At 69.3% G+C, this 17107-nt stretch carries 17 protein-coding genes and 2 tRNA genes; 10 read left to right on the forward strand and 9 right to left on the reverse strand.

Annotation, left to right across the window (positions count from 1 at the left end; translation table 11 throughout):
• Window positions 1-40: 40 nt before the first annotated feature.
• Both JD292_RS00270 and JD292_RS00275 read left to right on the forward strand, forming a co-directional pair.
• A complete protein-coding gene (locus JD292_RS00270) occupies window positions 41-1117 on the forward strand; it encodes a hypothetical protein (RefSeq protein ID WP_200130742.1) in 1077 nt (358 codons plus the stop codon).
• Between the two features lie 53 nt (window positions 1118-1170).
• Window positions 1171-1243 (forward strand) — tRNA-Ala (locus tag JD292_RS00275).
• A gap of 328 nt (window positions 1244-1571) precedes the next feature.
• Here the strand turns inward: JD292_RS00275 and JD292_RS00280 are convergent.
• Window positions 1572-2351 carry an L-threonylcarbamoyladenylate synthase gene (locus JD292_RS00280; protein WP_200130743.1) on the reverse strand — a complete coding sequence of 260 codons (780 nt, stop codon included), beginning with the start codon at window positions 2349-2351 and terminating at the stop codon, window positions 1572-1574.
• A 305-nt stretch (window positions 2352-2656) separates the two neighbouring features.
• A complete protein-coding gene (locus JD292_RS00285; protein WP_200130744.1) occupies window positions 2657-3244 on the reverse strand; it encodes a TetR/AcrR family transcriptional regulator in 588 nt (195 codons plus the stop codon).
• A 98-nt stretch (window positions 3245-3342) separates the two neighbouring features.
• Between JD292_RS00285 and JD292_RS00290 the strand changes: the two genes are divergently transcribed.
• A complete protein-coding gene (locus JD292_RS00290; RefSeq protein WP_200130745.1) occupies window positions 3343-3861 on the forward strand; it encodes an HXXEE domain-containing protein in 519 nt (172 codons plus the stop codon).
• Window positions 3862-3867: 6 nt separating this feature from the next.
• Here JD292_RS00290 and JD292_RS00295 read toward each other — a convergent pair whose 3' ends face one another.
• Complete coding sequence (locus JD292_RS00295) at window positions 3868-4083, reverse strand: hypothetical protein (protein ID WP_200130746.1); 216 nt, start codon at window positions 4081-4083, stop codon at window positions 3868-3870.
• A gap of 267 nt (window positions 4084-4350) precedes the next feature.
• On the opposite strand from JD292_RS00295, the gene JD292_RS00300 reads away from it, so the two are divergent.
• Both JD292_RS00300 and JD292_RS00305 read left to right on the forward strand, forming a co-directional pair.
• On the forward strand, window positions 4351-4929 hold the full coding sequence (locus JD292_RS00300; protein WP_200130747.1) for a TetR/AcrR family transcriptional regulator: 579 nt from the start codon (window positions 4351-4353) through the stop codon (window positions 4927-4929).
• 61 nt (window positions 4930-4990) lie between these two features.
• Window positions 4991-7429 (forward strand): HAD-IC family P-type ATPase, encoded by a 2439-nt coding sequence (locus JD292_RS00305; protein ID WP_200130748.1) that lies wholly within the window; start codon window positions 4991-4993, stop codon window positions 7427-7429.
• Here the strand turns inward: JD292_RS00305 and JD292_RS00310 are convergent.
• From JD292_RS00310 to JD292_RS00320, 3 genes are read right to left on the reverse strand one after another with little or no spacing between them, the layout of a single operon-like run.
• A complete protein-coding gene (locus JD292_RS00310) occupies window positions 7426-8346 on the reverse strand; it encodes an NAD-dependent epimerase/dehydratase family protein (protein WP_200130749.1) in 921 nt (306 codons plus the stop codon). The two genes, JD292_RS00305 and JD292_RS00310, sit on opposite strands and share 4 nt — an antisense overlap.
• 51 nt (window positions 8347-8397) lie before the next feature.
• Window positions 8398-9084 (reverse strand): type 1 glutamine amidotransferase domain-containing protein, encoded by a 687-nt coding sequence (locus JD292_RS00315; protein ID WP_200130750.1) that lies wholly within the window; start codon window positions 9082-9084, stop codon window positions 8398-8400.
• Window positions 9081-9713, reverse strand: coding sequence for a TetR/AcrR family transcriptional regulator (locus tag JD292_RS00320; RefSeq protein ID WP_200130751.1), 633 nt, complete (start codon window positions 9711-9713; stop codon window positions 9081-9083). Before JD292_RS00320 ends, JD292_RS00315 begins: the two co-directional genes overlap by 4 nt.
• A gap of 208 nt (window positions 9714-9921) precedes the next feature.
• On the opposite strand from JD292_RS00320, the gene JD292_RS00325 reads away from it, so the two are divergent.
• The 4 genes from JD292_RS00325 (at window position 9922) to JD292_RS00340 (ending at window position 13114) form a co-directional block, all read left to right on the forward strand.
• Window positions 9922-10419 (forward strand): hypothetical protein, encoded by a 498-nt coding sequence (locus tag JD292_RS00325; protein ID WP_200130752.1) that lies wholly within the window; start codon window positions 9922-9924, stop codon window positions 10417-10419.
• An 81-nt stretch (window positions 10420-10500) separates the two neighbouring features.
• Window positions 10501-11166 (forward strand): CueP family metal-binding protein, encoded by a 666-nt coding sequence (locus JD292_RS00330; protein ID WP_200130753.1) that lies wholly within the window; start codon window positions 10501-10503, stop codon window positions 11164-11166.
• A gap of 28 nt (window positions 11167-11194) precedes the next feature.
• Entirely contained in the window at window positions 11195-11821 is a 627-nt protein-coding gene (locus JD292_RS00335) for a LysE family transporter (protein WP_200130754.1), read from the forward strand.
• Window positions 11822-12304: 483 nt separating this feature from the next.
• A complete protein-coding gene (locus JD292_RS00340) occupies window positions 12305-13114 on the forward strand; it encodes a N5-glutamine methyltransferase family protein (protein WP_200130755.1) in 810 nt (269 codons plus the stop codon).
• A gap of 34 nt (window positions 13115-13148) precedes the next feature.
• On the opposite strand, the gene JD292_RS00345 is transcribed toward JD292_RS00340, so the two are convergent.
• Window positions 13149-13220 (reverse strand) — tRNA-Lys (locus JD292_RS00345).
• A gap of 160 nt (window positions 13221-13380) precedes the next feature.
• On the opposite strand from JD292_RS00345, the gene JD292_RS00350 reads away from it, so the two are divergent.
• Entirely contained in the window at window positions 13381-14010 is a 630-nt protein-coding gene (locus JD292_RS00350; RefSeq protein ID WP_200130756.1) for a hypothetical protein, read from the forward strand.
• A gap of 203 nt (window positions 14011-14213) precedes the next feature.
• Here the strand turns inward: JD292_RS00350 and JD292_RS00355 are convergent, their stop codons facing one another.
• Both JD292_RS00355 and pstB read right to left on the reverse strand, forming a co-directional pair.
• A complete protein-coding gene (locus JD292_RS00355; RefSeq protein WP_233613105.1) occupies window positions 14214-16109 on the reverse strand; it encodes an APC family permease in 1896 nt (631 codons plus the stop codon).
• Between the two features lie 212 nt (window positions 16110-16321).
• Window positions 16322-17101 carry a phosphate ABC transporter ATP-binding protein PstB gene (gene pstB / locus JD292_RS00360; RefSeq protein WP_200130757.1) on the reverse strand — a complete coding sequence of 260 codons (780 nt, stop codon included), beginning with the start codon at window positions 17099-17101 and terminating at the stop codon, window positions 16322-16324.
• Between the last annotated feature and the right edge of the window lie 6 nt (window positions 17102-17107).

Genomic DNA, 17107 nt, shown 5'->3' on the forward strand with positions numbered 1-17107 from the left:
CGGGAAGACGCGCCACCCATCAGCGCATACAGTGAAACGCATGAATAGCGGGGTGCTCGGCGGCGGTGTGATCTTCGTGGTGGCGGCCGTCCTATGGGCCGCCGTCCTCGTTCCCGTGTGGATCCGGCGCCGAGAATTCCGCGCCGCGGAGCGCAACGCGCTCCGGCTGCAGCGCACCCTCAGGGTGCTCGCCGAAACGGCAGAGGTCCCCGAGGAAGTGCGGCTCGAGGCCACCGCACGAGAGGCGCTCCAGCACGAGAAGCTCCTCCGCACCGCGCAGAAGCGCCAGGAGGCCGAGCGGGAAGCACAGCTCGCCGAGGCCCGCGCCGAGCAGGTGCGCGCCGAGATCCGCGCCCAGCAGATGCGCCGCAAGCAGGCGGCCGCGCAGCGATCGGCACGCCTGCGGAAGCCGATCGCCCGTCGCACGCGCGCCATCGCGGCGCTCGGTGCCGCGGGAGGCATCATCGGCATCCTCGTCGGGATCGGATTCGCCGTGGCCGGTGCTGGCGCCGGCGCCCTCGGCGTCTCCGCGCTCGTCTTCACGGCGTCACTCGGCACGCTCATCCTCCTCGCGCCCGGACGCGCACGCGCCCAGGTGATCCCGGCGGAGCAGGTCGACACTGCGCCGGCACCGCGCGTCGAGCCCGCGGCCCCGATCTCCGAGGACATCGCCCCGACCGGGGAATCCGAGCAGGCCGCCGCCGCGCACGCGAGCGCACAGCGCGCGGCAGCCGAACGGATCGAACGCGCCAGGGCGCTGGCCCGCGCACGCGCGGAACGCCCCGTCGCCCGCGAGAACCAGCCGGAATCGATGCTGCTGCAGGAAGCCCGAGAGCAGGTCGCCCAGGCCCGCGACAGCGAGGTCGCCCGCGACACGCTCGCGGCCGAACGCGCCCGAGCCGAACGCGACGCCCGCCAGAACGCCGCCGCCTCCGAGGGCGCCGCAGAGCAGGCCATCGCCCGCACCGCGCACCCCGCACAGCAGCGCCCCGTCCCGGCCCGCGACCCCCAGCTCGCCGCCAGCGAGCGATTCCGCAGCATGGGCGTCGTCGGCGACACGAGCGAGGGCGGCGTCAACCTCGACGAGGTGCTCCGCCGCCGCCGCAACGCCGGATAGCGAACCTCGATTTCGCGCACACCTTTTCCGTGCGCTACAGTGGATCGCTGTAAGGGTCTGTGGCGCAGTTGGTAGCGCGTCTCGTTCGCAATGAGAAGGTCAGGGGTTCGATTCCCCTCAGATCCACGAAACACGGAAGGACCCCGCCTCGGCGGGGTCCTTCCGTGTTTCACGAGTGTGTAAGTGAATCGAACCCGTGAGGGCGCGGGCGGCGTGAGAACGCATCGCGTTCGATCCGCTCGCGGCGTGAGGCGGCGCGGAGCGGTGCCGAGCGCTGCGGGTGCGCAGCAGCCGCAGCGATTCCCCTCAGATCCACGATAGAAAAGCCCCGCTTCGGCGGGGTTTTTCTGATCTGCGGGGAACCGACGCGGAGAACGCGAAGGCGGTGCCTTCGCTCCGAGTTCTCCGCGCCCCTCAGATTCTCCGCGCGAAAGCCTCAGCCCCCGCAGCTGAATCAGTAGTACTCCCCGTGCCGGTAGTCCCAGCTCGGGAAGATGTCACTCAGCATCGCCATGATGCGATCGATGTCGAGGCCCTTGCGGATGACGACCGGCGCTGGGGTGACCGAGCGTTGCCCGTTCTGGCGCGGGATCAGCGATCCTTCCGCGTCGACCATCGAGACCATCACGCCCTGTTCATACCGTGCTGCCTCGTCGCTCCCGGGCTGGATGGAGCGGACGTAGTCGTCGGCGCTGATGATCAGGTCGGCACGGTCCGCGATGCGGTCGCCGATGCCGGTCACGAGCCCGCGGTTTCCCTGGCCGGACGGGTTCGCTGAGCTCGCGAAGCTGAATCTGCCGTGGTGCTCCCACAGCGCGCGTGCGATCAGCTCGCCCGGGGTTCCGAAGCGGATAACGAAGCAGCTTGTTCCGCGCCCGTCCATCATGAGCTCCTGCGTGCGGCCAGGGGGCAGCTTCGCTCGTCCGCTGTCTTTCCAGGGGAGGATGCAGCCGAGGAGCACGTCCTCGTTCCAGCACCGTTCGTACAGCTCGTCGATTTCGTCGGTGAGTTCCGCGACCTCGCGCAGTTCCGCGAGCGAGCCGCACAGCACCACCCCGGGCTTGTCGAGTCGCCGCTGTTTGGCCTCGAACTTGCGTGCGAGGCCCTCGCCGTCGCTGGTCATCAGGATGTAGCCGACCTTGGTCGGTGTGACGATCAGCCCGCCCGGCTCTGCGAGCCGTGCGACGGCCTCGCCCTGGGTTGAGCCGTTCCAGGTGATGGTCTTGTCGGGCATGGTGTGGGGTCCTTTGCGATCGCGAACGCGCGGCGGTGTGGGAGTGCTCGCGTTGGCCGCGCTGCCGTCCGCGCGACGCTCAGCCTAAGGGAGCCGGTGGACGTGCGGCGGGGTGCGTTCTGTTCGCCGCGACGGCTTCGTTGCGTTTACCCCGGTCGACCGGCGCGTGCGGTGCTTCGTGCGGGGCCGACACAGCTTGTGGCATACAAGACAACGAAACGTAGCGTAGCATTGAGGTGGATGCGGTGACCGATTCGGACCACGCGGACCTCCGCTCACAGAAGCCGCCGGGAGAGCAGGAGGGCTCAGGGATGCAGCAGGGCGAGGAGCTGTCTCGAGAGCGATCCGACGAGTCGATCGGTCTCGGCATCCGCGAGCAGGTGAACGTGCGCGTAGGGGATCCCCAGCAGCGCGGCATGGAACTCGGCCACCGGAACCGTCTCGGTGAGTTCGCCGCGGAGCCGCGCGCGATCGAGCATCGCGACGATTTCGCCGCGCGCCGCCGCGATGAAGGACTCGCGCAGTCGCCCCGCGAGCTCGGCATCGCCGGTCATGTCGGCGAGGAGGCCGGGGAGCACGCTCCGGCCAGGTTCCTCGGCGACGAGCGCGACGGCACGCTCGGCGAGGCGTCGCACGTCGCCAGCAAGCGTTCCCGTATCGATCGCGGAGGACCCTTCGTCCGTGTGGATCACCACGGAATAGACCATCTCGGCCTTGGACGCCCAGCGGCGGTAGATCGTGGTCTTCGCGACGCCGGAGGCGGCTGCGACGCCCTCGATCGTCAGGCTGGCGTAGCCGCCGTGCCGCAGCTGCTCGTGCACCGCTGTGGCGATCCGGGCGTCGGTTCTGGCGCGTCGCGCCGATCCGCGCGCCGGTGCGATTTCTTCGGCCATCTCGCCACTCCCTCTCCAGTGCTGCGCTTCGTAGCGTATCGCTCGCGGGGTGGAGGAGCGATCTGGCACGGTCAGCCCCTCGTCGGAAAGGACACAACATGACGCTCGAAAACCTGGTCTGGATCAGTGTGGCCCTCTTCATGGTCCACGAGTTCGAAGAGCTCGTCCGCATACGTCCCTGGCTGGCCCGGCACCGGGACGATCCGCGTGCCCGCGAGCAGGGGTTCTGGAGCTTCTCGGGCACGAGCACGTCCACGATGGCGGCCATGATCTTCGAGGAGTACGTGCTCTTTGTCCTGTTCGCCCTGGCGGCGGTGCTGTTCCACCTGCCCGGCATGTTCTCGGGGCTGCTCGTTGCGTATACGCTGCACCTCCTCGGTCACATCGCCGAGGCGATCCGGCTCCGCATGCAGACGCCGTCCGTGATCTCCTCGGTGATCACGCTGCCCTGGTATCTGTATGCGATCGCCGCGCTCGCCGGGCGCTCCGGCAGCATCATCGAGGTCGGGGTGTGGAGCGTCGCGTGCATCGGCGTCATGCTCGCGAACTTCGCGCTGATCTACCGCTTGCGGCCGATCATCGAGGCGCGGCTCTATCCGGCCCGCGGGGACGGCTGAGCCGGCCTAGCGGTTCCTCGGGTGCTGCCGCGCCCTGCGCTCGTTGCCCCGCTGATAATTCCCGGTCCACCGGGCCATCGCGAGCTGCGGATCCCGCTCGGCATCGCGGAGGAACTGCGCCGCCCGGGGGCCGCGCAGGACGGTGGCCCGACGGCCGTGGTGGGTGATGACCACGGTGCCATCCTGGCGTTCGGTGTAGTCGAATCCGTGCGGGCTGCTCACACCGCCCACCCTAGACCTCGCACGCCGCGGGCCGACGGGACGCGACGGCCCGTTCGCACCTTGCGGGCCGCATCGGGGCTCCTCGCCGAAGTGGGGTGGATTCCCCGGTTGAACATTTCGTTACTCACACGATCTTGCCAATTCCGCTGCCTACTCTTGAGTAGGCAGCGAGGAGACGAGCGGCCGGCCTCAGCACGAGAGGCATCAGAAATGCGGCAACGCTCCGAGGCACGGGCCCCGGGGCCCCAGAGGCTTGGAGCGGAGCGGGTGAAGCAGCACGGCGCGCGAAATAGCGAGAGAACCCGGCGTTCCCTGCTCGATGCCGCGACCATGCTGCTCAGCGAGCGCGGCATGACGGTCTCGCTCGAAACGATCGCAACCGCGGCCGGGGTCACTCGAGCGGGACTCCTGCACCACTTCCCGAACCGGGAAGAGCTGATCCGGGCCGTTGCGGAGGACACCGTCGCGCGTTTCCGCGAAGCCGTCGACGCGAACTTCGATCCGGCGGAGCAGCGCCCCGGCGGGTTGCTCCGCGCGTATATCCGAACCCTGTTTGCGAGCGAGCGGCCCCCGATCGAGATCGACTATCCCGGGCTGTGGCACGCGCTCGCGACCTCGCCGGGCGTCGATGAATTCCTGATCGCAGACGCGCAGCGGTGGCGTGAGGCCTTCGCCGTCGACGGTCTGCACGAGGACCGGATCCTCGTGGTGATGAACGCCGCCGAGGGGGTCGTCGCGGCAGCCCAGTGGGACACGGGCATTTCTGCTGCGATGGTCTCTCGCGCCCGGCAGGTCCTGCTGTCACTGACCGAGGGCGATGGGCCGCTCGCCCTGGCCGCCGCATGAACGTATGTGCACGAGTCGCGGATCGAGCCGCGGCGCACGAGCTGCCCGAAAGGCGACACGCATGACCGATACCAGCACCGTCACCCGGACCGGGCTCACCGGAGAGGAGGCCGAGCGTCGGTTGCGCGACGGCCAGGGGAACGCGCAGCCCGCCGGTTCCGGCCGATCGCTGTGGCAGATCCTCGCGGCGAACGTCTTCACGCACTTCAACGCGATCGTGTTCGCCGGCTTCGGAGTGCTCCTCGCGCTCGGGCGCTGGCAGGACGCGCTGTTCGGGATCCCGGCCCTGTTCAACACGGTGATCGGCGTGGTGCAGGAGTACAACGCGAAGCGCACCCTCGACCAGCTGGCCGTGTTGAACGCCCCGACGGCGCGGGTGCTGCGCGACGGCGTCGAACACGAGATCCCCCCGGCGCAGGTGGTGCTGGGTGACGCGCTCGTACTGCGGACGGGGGATCAGATCACCGCCGACGCGCGAGTGATCGAGGATCACGGCGCAGGATCCGCGGCCTTCGACGTCGACGAATCGCTGCTCACGGGCGAATCCGACCCGATCCGCAAGCACAGTGGCGACGAGCTGCTCTCGGGGGCGAGCGTGGTCGCGGGCTCCGCGCTGGCGGAGGTCACGCGGGTGGGCGCCGAGTCGTACGCCGCGAAGCTCACGGTCGAGGCGCGCAAGTTCTCGCTCGTGCAGTCCGAACTGCGGGGCAGCATCAACCGTCTGCTGCGCTGGATCTCGTGGGCGCTGGTGCCCCTGATCCTCATCGTCGCGAGCGGGCAGATGCGCGCGCACGGCGGCTGGGCCGATGCGATCGCGAGCGGCGAGTGGGTTGAGGCCGTCGTCGGAGCTGTGGCTGCGGTCATCGCGATGGTCCCGCTCGGCCTCGTGCTGATCACGAGCATTGCGTTCGCGGTGAGCGGGGTGAAGCTGGCTCAGGACCAGGTGCTGATCCAGGAGCTCCCTGCGGTCGAGGGGCTCGCGCGCGTCGACGTGCTCTGCCTCGACAAGACGGGCACGCTTACGACCGGGGAGATGGCGTTCGAGGGCGTGCACCCGATCGCCGAGGTGCCGGGGTGGCAGGGCGTGCTTGGCCGGCTGGGAACGGCCCCCGACGCGAACGCGACAGCCCGCCACCTGGCCGGCGCGTTCGGCGAGCATGCCGCGCCGCGCGTGATCGAGGCCGTTCCGTTCGACTCGGCTCGCAAATGGAGCGCCCTGTTCACCGAGGGGGACGCAGCGGCACGCGGCGGGACCTGGGTGTTCGGTGCCGCCGAGTTTGTGCTGCGCACCCCCGTCTCCGCATCGGCGCGAGACGCGATCGAGCGCGCGGGCGCGCTCTCGGAGCAGGGCCTGCGGACCCTCCTCCTCGCCTACACGGCCCTGCCGCTCCCGGGCGGCGAGGATCCTGCGCTGCCGGAGGGCCTCGAACCGGTGGCGCTCGTCACATTCAGGGAGCAGGCGCGCGGCGACGCGGCGCAGACGCTGCAGTACTTCGCCGATCAGGGAGTTGGCGTGCGCGTGATCTCCGGCGACGATCCGCGCACGGTTGCTGCGGTGGCCCGCCACGTCGGACTCGCCGACGCGCGGCCCATCGACGCCCGCACGCTCCCGGAGGGCCTCGATGAGCTCGCCGAGGTGATGGAGACGGGGCGCGTGTTCGGCCGGGTGACCCCTCAACAGAAGCGCGCCATGGTGCACGCCCTGCAGCGCCGCGGACACGTCGTCGCGATGACGGGTGACGGCGTCAACGACGCTCTCGCGATCAAGGACGCAGACCTCGGCATCGCGATGGACACGGCGACCGCGGCCACCAAGGCCGTCGCGCGCGTGGTGCTCCTCGACGGCCGCTTCGACCGGATGCCCGGCGTCGTGGCCGAGGGGCGTCGGGTGATCGCGAACATCGAGCGGGTGTCGATGCTGTTCCTCACGAAGACCACGTACGCGATCGCGATCGGCGTGATCTTCGGCCTGCTCGCGTGGGCGTTCCCGTTCCTCCCGAGGCAGCTGTCGATCACGGACGGGCTCACGATCGGGATCCCGGCGTTCTTCCTCGCCCTCCTCCCGAATGCCGCCCGTTACCGCTCGGGCTTCCTGAAACGCTCACTCAGTTTTGCGATCCCGGCCGGCCTCATCGTCACGGCCGGTTTGATCGAACTCCACCTGATCGCACGCTCCCTCGGGACGTTCACGACCATGCAGCTGCAATCGGCCAATACGCTCGTGCTCGCGGGGATCGCCCTGTGGGTGCTCGCGGTGCTCGCGCGTCCGGTGCACCCGTTCAGGATCGCCGTCGTCGCCGCAATGTACGCCGGCCTCGGGCTCGTGTGGATGATCCCGATCACGCGGGACTTCTTCCAGGTCACCTGGCTTCCAGAGCCCCTGCTGTGGCTCGTCTGCGGGATCGTCGCCGTGGGGATCATCCTCGTCGAGATCCTTCGCGCCTGGCACCTCAGGAACGTGGTCGGTCGCGACCAGGGCCGGCCGGTGCGCTCGAGCTAGCCCAGCAGGAGACGCTCGACGCCCTCGGCCATCGGGGTCGCGCGGAACGCGGGGAAGGCGCTCGCGAACTTCGAGGAGTCGAAGATGTTGTCCTGCCGGTAGCGCGGAAGTAGCTCGAGCATCTCCTTGACCGCCGGGTCGACGTGGGCGCCGGCACGGAACACCTGCTCGGGGATGACGCGCGGTCGGATCCGACGCCCCGTGACCTCCGCTGCCCGCTCCACGATCCGGGCGTAGCTCGGGTGATCGGGGTCGACCGGCAGGTGCCACGTCTGGCCGTACGCCTCTGGGGAGTTGCCGAGCAGGGCCAGCGCGCGGCTCGCGTCGGGTGTCCAGATGAGGCTGCGCCTGGTCTGATCGCTGATCGGGATCCTTGGCCGCTTCCCTGCCCGGATGCGATCGAAGATCGCCGTGTTCGTGAAGCTGCGGGTCTTGTCGGGGCCGTAGAACTCGGGTGCGCGGCCGATCAGGCCGTCGATCCTGCCGTCCGCGATCGCGTCGAGCACCAGTGTCGCGGTCTCCGCCCGGACCCTGCCCTTCGCGCCGAGCGGCCGGAATTCGGTCGCCTCGGTCTGCGGTTCCGCGGTCTGCGGGTACATGTAGGTGTTGTCGAAGAACACCAGTCGGGCATCGTGCTCCGCCGCTGCCGCGAGGGCGTTCTCGATCATCCGGGGGAATCGCTCCGCCATGAGCTCGGAGTCCATGGGGAGCCCGGCGGTGACGTAGACGATATCGCTCCCGGCGACCGCGCTCTTCGTGGCCTCGGGGTCGAGGAGGTCCGCCGCGACGAGTTCGTCGCGCGGGTGCACCGCCCGCGGGCTGCGGCTCACGAGCCGGATGTCGTCGGTGTGGGTGCGACGGAGCTCGCGCGCGAGCTCATCGGCGATCTGGCCGCCGGCGCCGAGGATGGTCTGCATGGGCTGCTTCCTAGGGTGCTGATCTGGGGGTGAAGGGGATGCGGCGGGGCGCTAAAAGAGCGTGGCGAAGCGCTCGGCCGTCGCTCGGGCGGAGGCGGGGTTCTGGCCGGTCACGAGGCGACCGTCGGCGACGGTGTTGCTGACGAAGGGGAGCGCGGCTTTGGAGTAGTCGGCGCCGAGGTCCTTCGCCCGCTGCTCGACGTCATAGGGCGCGATTCGCGAGATGCCCGCCAGGATCTCCTCGTTCCAGGAGAAACCGGTGATGCGGCGCCCGGCGAGCAGCGGGGATCCATCGGGCCGAGTGGTCTCGAGGAGGCCGCAGTATCCGTGGCAGATCGCCCCGACCGCGCCGCCGCGGTCGGCGATTTCCCCCGTGAGCCGCTGCAGGCCCGTGCTCGACGGGAAATCGAACATCACGCCGTGGCCGCCGGTGAAGTAGATGCCGTCGTAGCCAGCGCTGTCGACCTCGTCAGCGGCGAGCGTCGACTCGAGGCGAGCCATCCGCCACGGGTCGCGGTGCCAGCGTCGCGCTGACGCGTCCATGAGCGGGAAGCGCAGCGATCGCGGCTCGAGGGGAGAGCGGCCGCCGGCCGGGCTGATCAGAGTGTATTCGAAGCCTCGTTCCTCGAAGACGTCGGTGGCGTGCGTGAGCTCGGAGAGCCAGAGCCCGGTGCGATGAGTGGGGCGGGTGGCGAAGCGGTCGGTGTTCGTCACCGCGATGAGGATGCGTGTGGTCATGCTGAGAGGTCCTTCGTGTTCGATTTGGTCTGCGTGCCGACTGCCCGATCCGCGTGCCCCGCGGGGAATGCGGCGCGGAAGGTCTCGCGGATCCGGGCGTCGATCTCCGCGGGATCGGCATTGGGAAGTTTGCCGTCGAGATGGAGGAAGGCGAGGCCGTGCGCGAGGGCCCATCCCGCGGTCGCGGCGCCCGCGGGCGCGCCGGCTGGGAGCGCCTCCACGATCGCCGTGTCGAGGTATTCGTGCAGTGCTGATGCCGCGCGCACCCGCTCGTCGTCCTGGTCGTTGCAGGGGCGCCCGAACATGAGCTGGAACAGCGCCGGGCGGCTCATGGCGAATCGCACGTAGGCGACGGCGAACTCGGCGCCGCCGCCCCCGGTCCCGTCGGCACCGGCGCTGGTCTGCAGTGCCGCCAGGAGGTCCTGCATGCCCTGCACCGCGAGCGCGGACTCGAGCTCTTCCCGGTCGGCGAAGTGGCGATACGGGGCTGCCGTGGACACGCTGGCCTGGCGGGCGACGGCGCGGAGGGAGAACGGTTCGCCGCTCTCGAGGAGTTCGAACCCGGCCCTGAGGAGGGCCGCGCGCAGATCGCCGTGATGGTAGGCGATCTTGTTCGTGGGCTTGGTCATGCGGAATCCTTAAGTAAGCGGTGCTTACATGGTGGCACATGGGGGCGCAGAAACCCGAGATCCGGCTGGGAATTTGCAGTTCCTCCAGGTTTCACCGGGGAGCATGCCCGGGTCGAGGGTCCCGCGGGCGTCGGGTGCGGCGCGCGAGGTGCGCAGCGCCTTTCTGCCCGAAAGCTCCCGCTCAGCCGGGGAACGTAAGATACCGGGGATGGGTATCCGGGCTGCGCTGTACCGCCGAGACCGTTCGGCCTCGTCCGGCCGATCCCTCGCGCGGATGCTGGTCATGCTCGGCACCGTCCTCGGGGTCGTGATCGGCGTCGTCGCAATGCACGGGACCGCCTCCGAGGCGGTCGCCCCGTCCACCCAGCACGCCGCGGTCAGCGGCCCCGTCGCGCAGCACGGAGGAAGTGGCGCGGGCGCGTTCGGGGAGGTCGCTGCGGGCGGCCCCTCGGCCCCCGCTTCCGCGGTCGGTTCCGCCGATGACCGGTCCTCCGGTGCCTGCGGCTCCTGCGGGGGCCACGCGGAGGGTGCCGGGGCCGCGCTCTGCCTGCTGGCCCTGCTCGCGCTCGGCGCGCTCGGGATCGTGCTCCGCGGTGCCCTGCTGGGCTTCGCTGCCGGCCGGCCACTCGTGCTGATCACGAGCGGGTTGCGTTCGCGTCCGCCCGAGGCGCCGAACCGGATCGCCCTCGGGATCTCCCGGACCTGAAGCGCCTCGGGAGGGCGCAAACGCGTGCTCTCCGTGACGCCGAATCACCCACGAGACCCGAACGCCGAGAAAGGCGAAGCTATGCCTCAAATCCCTGAACACCACACCAGAACGGGCGCCCGGCGCCTGACGATCGCGATCGCGGCGACGGCGCTGATCGGCCTACCGCTCGCCCTCGCCGGGTGCGCGAGCGCGCCGGATGCGCCCGCCGAGAGTTCCGCATCCGGGAGCAACTCCGCTGGCGGAACCGTCGCGCCCGACGCGCTGCTCGCTCCACTGGAACTCGACGGCCGCGCGACGACGGAGGTCATCGACGCGCTCGACGCCCTGCCCCTCGCCGAACGCCCCGGCGATCTCATGGCCTCGATCCGCCCTGACACCCTGGTCCTGACGAACCAGGCCGGGGCAGAGGCACGGCTCCCGATGCCGGAGGACCGGTTCTACGTGTCGATCGCCCCGTACGTCGAGCAGACCCACGAGTGCCACTTCCACAGCCTCACCACCTGCGTGGGGGAACTGCGCAACGCCGAGGTGTCCCTGACCGTCACCGACGCGAGCACGGGCGAGAACATCTTTGCCGAACAGCGCGTGACCGCCGACAACGGATTCCTGGGCCTGTGGGTGCCTCGCGGGCCCGAATACGAGGTGAGGATCGAGCGCGACGGTCGGGCCGCAGAGACCCGTATTGTCACGGACACGGCCGACGCGGCAACCTGCCTCACGACGATGCAACTCACGAACGCCTGATCACGCGAGGGGCCAGTACACTCGTGCTGTGCCCCTCGCCGTCTGGCTCTCCCTCGTTGTCGCAATGCTCGCGATCAGTCTCACGCCCGGCGCTGGGGCGATCAACACGATGTCGAACGCGATGACGGTCGGATGGCGGCGCTCGATCTGGGGCGTGCTCGGCCAGCAACTCGCGTTGATCGTGCACCTCGCGATCGTGGCGGCCGGCGTCGGGGTGATCGTCGCGAATTCCCCTGCGCTGTTCGAGGGGATCCGCTACGTGGGTGCCGCCTATCTCGTCTATCTCGGGCTGCGGCTGATCTTCGCGAAGCCGGAGACCGCGGATCCCGAGGCCCCCTCGGATCTCCCGGGGGAGTCGAACTGGTCGATCCTGCGCCGGGGCTTCTGGGTGAATCTGCTGAATCCGAAGGCCGTCGTGTTCTTCCTCGCCTTCATTCCGCAGTTCGTTTCGCCGGAGCGCGACCTGGCGCGGCAGTATTTGGTGCTCGGACTCACCGTCGTGGCGATCGATGTGATCGTGATGTGGGGGTTCTTCGCCGTCGTCGCTCGCTCCTTCCGGAGGATCACGGCAACGCGCCGCGGGCAGTTGACGCTGAACCGCGTGTTCGGCTCGCTCTTCGTCGGCGTGGCCGCGCTGCTCCTCTTCGTGCACTAGTGGCCGGATGCGGGAGCAAGAGCGTGGCCGAACCGTTCTTCCCGCGGGGAAAAGCGCGATGCCGCCTGTCGATCGTTGGGGGGAAACTCACGACGGGCGGCACCGCGGACTGTGGACCACTTCGGTGAAGCGGAGTGCGGCCGGAGCGTGGCCGCGGGGTTGCCGGGGCTGCGCCTCGACCTGCTGAGTGATTCGCGAAGACTGCGATGCTGGTGCGGATTCGAACTTGCCGACGGTTCACAAATTTATCAGGGCGATAACGTCAGACGAAGCCGGAAAGCTGGCAGTGTTCTTTCAGTGCTGTCCCGCGCCGGAACGAATCTCGCACGGGTGGCGGGGTGCGCATTGGGGCGTTTGCCCCGATCCGGCTGTTACTCTTTCACCCGCGACATGGCAGGGATCGGGGGTGTGAGAGTGGCAGACTCCTCGAACGCTTCTGGGGAATATGCCTCACCCGGCAGGGCGTCGAGCCCGAGCCGTCCCGTGCCCGCTGACACGCGCGAAGCGCTCATCCCGATGACGGCCACGGAGGGCCTCGAATCAGTCCTCCGCGCGGCCGGGTGCGTCTTCGCGGAGGAGGAAGCGGCGATCCTGCGCGGGGCAGCCGGGGGTGATCTCGCCGAACTCGAGCGTCTCGTGGCCGCGCGCGTCGCGGGCGCGCCGATCGAACCCCTCGTCGGTCGAGTCGACTTCGACGGGCTCCGCCTCCGCGTCGCCTCGGGGGTGTTCGTGCCCCGGCAACGCACGATCGCGCTCGCACGGACGGCCGCGCGGGAGCTCGCGGCGAGGAGCGAAGGCCCGTTCGTCGAGGCGTTCGCCGGAGTGGCCCCCGTATCGGCCTGGCTCCGCGCGCGCGATCCCGATCTCGAGATCCTCGTCACCGAGCGATCCGCAGCGGCGCTCTCCTGCGCCCGCGCGAACGTGGCGGAGCCGGCCGAGTTCCACGGGGGCAGCGTCCTCGCAGGGCTGCCCCGGAGCGTTCTCGGACGCATCGCCGTGATCGCGGCCGTCCCCCCGTACGTGCCGGACGGGGACGAGATGCTGCTCCCGCGAGAGGCCCGCGATCACGAACCGCGAGAGGCGCTGTTCGGAGGCGCGGACGGACTCGACCTCGTGCGGGCCCTCATCGACGAGGCGCGCGACGCTCTCGCCCCGGACGGTGCGCTCTGCCTGGAGATGAGCGCGACCCAGCTCCCCGCGGCCGAGCGCTTCGGGAGGGAGCGCGGGTACGTCTCGACGAGCGCGAGCGTTGCCGAGGACGGCACCGGCACGCTCGTGCTCGCGCTTCACTGATGCGTGACGCGCAGAAAGAACGGCGAAACTCCTGTGCCCCCAGTAGGGATCGAACCTACGACCTGCGGATTAAAAGTCCGTAGCTCTACCGCTGAGCTATAGGGGCGCGGGCATGAGTCTATCGGAAACGAGCGACCCTGATCGCCCACCGCGAAGCGCGCCAGCCTGGGTTCCCTCGCGGGGCGCTCCGGCGTATACTCGGCTGGCGCTCGCGCACCGCCGACATCCGGTTCGGCGGGAGCCAGCGCCGAACACCGAGGAGATCAGTGACCCGAGAGCACCTACGCCCCGTTCTGCAGCCCACCGCCGACTTTGACTGGATTATCGGCTCCGACGAGCCGGGCGCGGCCCATCGCCTCGCCGAAGAGACCTCGTGGGCGCTGCTCGACCGGGTGCGGAACGTCGCTGACCCGGATGTTGTGGCGCGCGTGATCGGTCTCGCGTCGGGGCCGGGGCTCGGCGACATCGCGGAGCTGTGGGCGCGCGAGAGCGAACACTCGCTCGCGGGCGTGCTCTGGCGCCTGTACCTGCTGCGGCGCGCGGTCGCCTCGGACCCCGAGGGCGCCGCCGACCTGTTCCGGCGGGGGAGCGAGGTCTCGGTGACGATTGACCGCGTCGTCGCTGGTGCGGCAGAGCCCGTCACGACCGACGCGATCTCCGCGCTCTGCGACACGATCCTGCGCGGCGCGTTCGTGGGCGATGTGGGGGCGGCGCTCGATCGAGCCTCGAGTTACGCGCGCATCATGGCGCTCGGCGCCGCCGATCTCGCGGACTCGCGCGACGCCTATGACGATGCCCACGCGGCGCAGCTCACGACCCGCGCGCTCCGCTACTCGAAGCTCGCGCATGAGCTCCACGGTGGCGCGCGCCGGTGGCGCGACGGGACCCTGGGCTGATCGGGATCCTCGTGAACGGCTCGCGCGGGACGATCACCAGGAGTCACTCAGGCGGCCCCTGCGTTACACTGGAAACTGCCGGGCCGCAGTAACCCCGGGCTCCAATTTTTGCCGCTTCGAGCGGCCTTCCGCCGAGAGGCGTTCTGCGGTCCGGTTTCTTTCTGCCCGGTCGGGGCGCTCTTACAGCAGAGGATCGAGACGTCCTACGCGACGTGCACCCAGGGTCGGCTCGTCGGGTTCGGCTCGGCCTCGCGCAGGACCTCGCGGGTCACGGCGGCGATCTCTCCCTCGCCGAAGAGGAAGAAGCGGAGCAGGTTGGCGAGCGGCTTCCCCTCGGTCCAGCGGAAGTACACGTGGGGCATACAATCGAGCTCGCGTCGCAGATGGAGGGTCACGGCCGCGATCGTGTTCGGGACGGTGCTGCCGTGGATCGTCAGCACCCGGAAACCCTCGCGGACTTCGCCGTGGACGACGAGTTCTCCCTCGAAGTCGGAGCTGTCCACGATGACGACCTCGATGAAGACCACATCGTCGTCGGGGAGGTTGTGGGCGGCGAGCGCGTGCTGCAGCTTCTCCCGGTACCGCTCGGGCGACAGGTTCTTGGGCTCGTGCGCGATGAGCCGTACGACACCCTGCTCGCTCTCGGCGATGAACGCATCAGCGGCGGGGTCGAGCCGCACCGAGGTCGCGCGGAGCTCCGTGGAGCGTCGAATGCGCGAGATGAAGCTCACCGCGATGATCCCGAGGATGAAACAGATCGCGATCTTCAGGCCGTCGGGGCGCTCGATGACGTTCGCGACGGTGGTGTACAGGAAGACGACGGAGATGATCCCGAAGCCGATGGTCGACTTGCGGGCGCGCCGCTTGCGCGCCGACAGGGTTACCGCGATCGCCGCCGAGGTGATGAGGACGAGGACACCGGTGGCGTACGCCCCGCCCTGCGCCTCGACGCTTGCCTGGAAGATGATCGTGATCACGAACGCGACCACCGTGAACACGATGACCAGCGGGCGGGTCGCGCGCGCCCACGAGGGGGCCATGCCGTAGTGCGGCAGGTATCGCGGTACGAGGTTCAGGAGCCCGGCCATGGCGGAAGCGCCCGCGAACCACAGGATCGCGATCGTGATCGCGTCGTAGAACGTTCCGAATCCCTCACCCAGGTAGGCGTGCGCGAGATAGGCGAGCGCGCGGCCGTATGCGCTGCCGCCCGCCTCGAACTCCTTCGCGGGGATGAGCGCGACGGTGGCGATCGACGACGTCACGAGGAAGGCGCTCATGATGATCGCGGAGGTGGTGAGCAGACGCTGCGCACCGCGGATGCGGCCCGCGGGGTTCTGTTCGGTGTCCTCGCGGTCGCCACGGATCTGCGGCATCACCGCGACGCCGGTCTCGAAACCCGAGAGGCCGAGCGCCAGTTTCGGGAAGACGAGCAGGGCGATCGCGATCATGAGCAGGGGATTGCCGTGCTGCGTCGTGAGGACGCCCCACCAGTCGCCGAGGAAGACGGGGTGCTGAACGAGCTGCACGAGGGCAACCGCGATGACGACGAGGTTCGCGGCGAGAAAGACGCCGACGAGGACGGTCGCGATTCGGATCGCCTCGCGGAAGCCGCGCAGGAAGACGATCCCGAGCCCGGCGAGCAGGGCGAGCGTGATGATCACCTCGGAACCGCGGAGTTCCTTCGGCATGAAGGGGTTCTCGACGAGGTGCGCCGTGGCGTCCGCGGTCGAGAGCGTCATGGTGATCATGAAGTCGGTCGCGGCGAAGCCGAGCAGGGCGAGAACGGTGAGTTTGCCTCCCCATCGGGGGAGGAGCTTCGCGAGCATCGAGATGGAGCCGGTGCCGTGCGGACTCTCCTTGGCGACCCTGCGGTACACCGGGAGCGCGCCTGCGAGCGTGATCGTGACGAGGACGATCGTGGCGAGCGGTGCGACGGCTCCGGCGGCGAGCGCCGCGATGGCGGGCTGGTAGCCGAGGGTGGAGAAGTAGTCGAGGCCGGTGAGGCACATGACTCGGAGCCAGTGGGCCCTGCGGTCCTGCTCGGGGCGGCCGTGAGGACCGGCGTGCGTGCCCGGGGGCTCGGCGGTTTCTGCGAGCATCCACTTCGTCACTCGGTCGGTACGCGTGGGGGCTATGTACTCGCCAGGATTCTCCAGGCTGGAACCTGATTCGGAATTTCGCACTGCGCTACAGTACGCCTCTCGCCAACAGCGAATGCTGAATGTAGCTTGTGAATCACGAAATAGTGGGAATACGGCACGGGGCTCGTCGATTCTGCGATCGACGAGCCCCGTGCCGGCTGAAAAGCGAATTACCCGAAGCGGCCGGAGACGTAGTCCTCCGTGGCCTGCACCGACGGGGTCGAGAAGATCTTCGACGTCTCGTCGTACTCGATGAGCTTGCCGGGCTTCCCGGTGCCCGCGATGTTGAAGAAGGCGGTGCGATCGGAGACGCGGGAGGCCTGCTGCATGTTGTGCGTCACGATGACGATCGTGTACTCCTGCTTGAGCTCGTCGATCAGGTCCTCGATCGCGAGCGTCGAGATCGGGTCGAGGGCCGAGCAGGGCTCGTCCATGAGGAGCACCTCGGGGGAGACGGCGATGGCGCGCGAGATGCAGAGACGCTGCTGCTGGCCGCCCGAGAGGCCCGAACCGGGCTTGTCGAGGCGATCCTTGACCTCGTTCCACAGGTTCGCGCCGACGAGGGAGCGCTCCACCAGGTCGTCGGCGTCGGACTTCGACATGCGCTTGTTGTTCAGGCGAACGCCGGCGAGCACGTTCTCGCGGATCGACATCGTGGGGAACGGGTTGGCGCGCTGGAACACCATGCCCACCTGGCGGCGCACGAGCACCGGATCGACGCCGGGGCCGTACAGGTCCTCGCCGTCGAGGAGAACCTCGCCCTGGACGTGCGCGCCGGGGATCGCCTCGTGCATGCGGTTGAGGGTGCGGAGCAGCGTCGACTTGCCGCAGCCCGACGGGCCGATGAAGGCGGTGACGCTGCGCGGCTCGATATTCATCGAGACGCCCTCGACCGCGAGGAACTTCGAGTAGTAGACGTTGAGGTCGTCGACCTCGATGCGCTTCGACATGCGGTG

The sequence above is a fragment of the Leucobacter edaphi genome (assembly GCF_016522535.1).
In the GTDB taxonomy this organism is placed as follows: Bacteria; Actinomycetota; Actinomycetes; order Actinomycetales; family Microbacteriaceae; genus Leucobacter; species Leucobacter edaphi.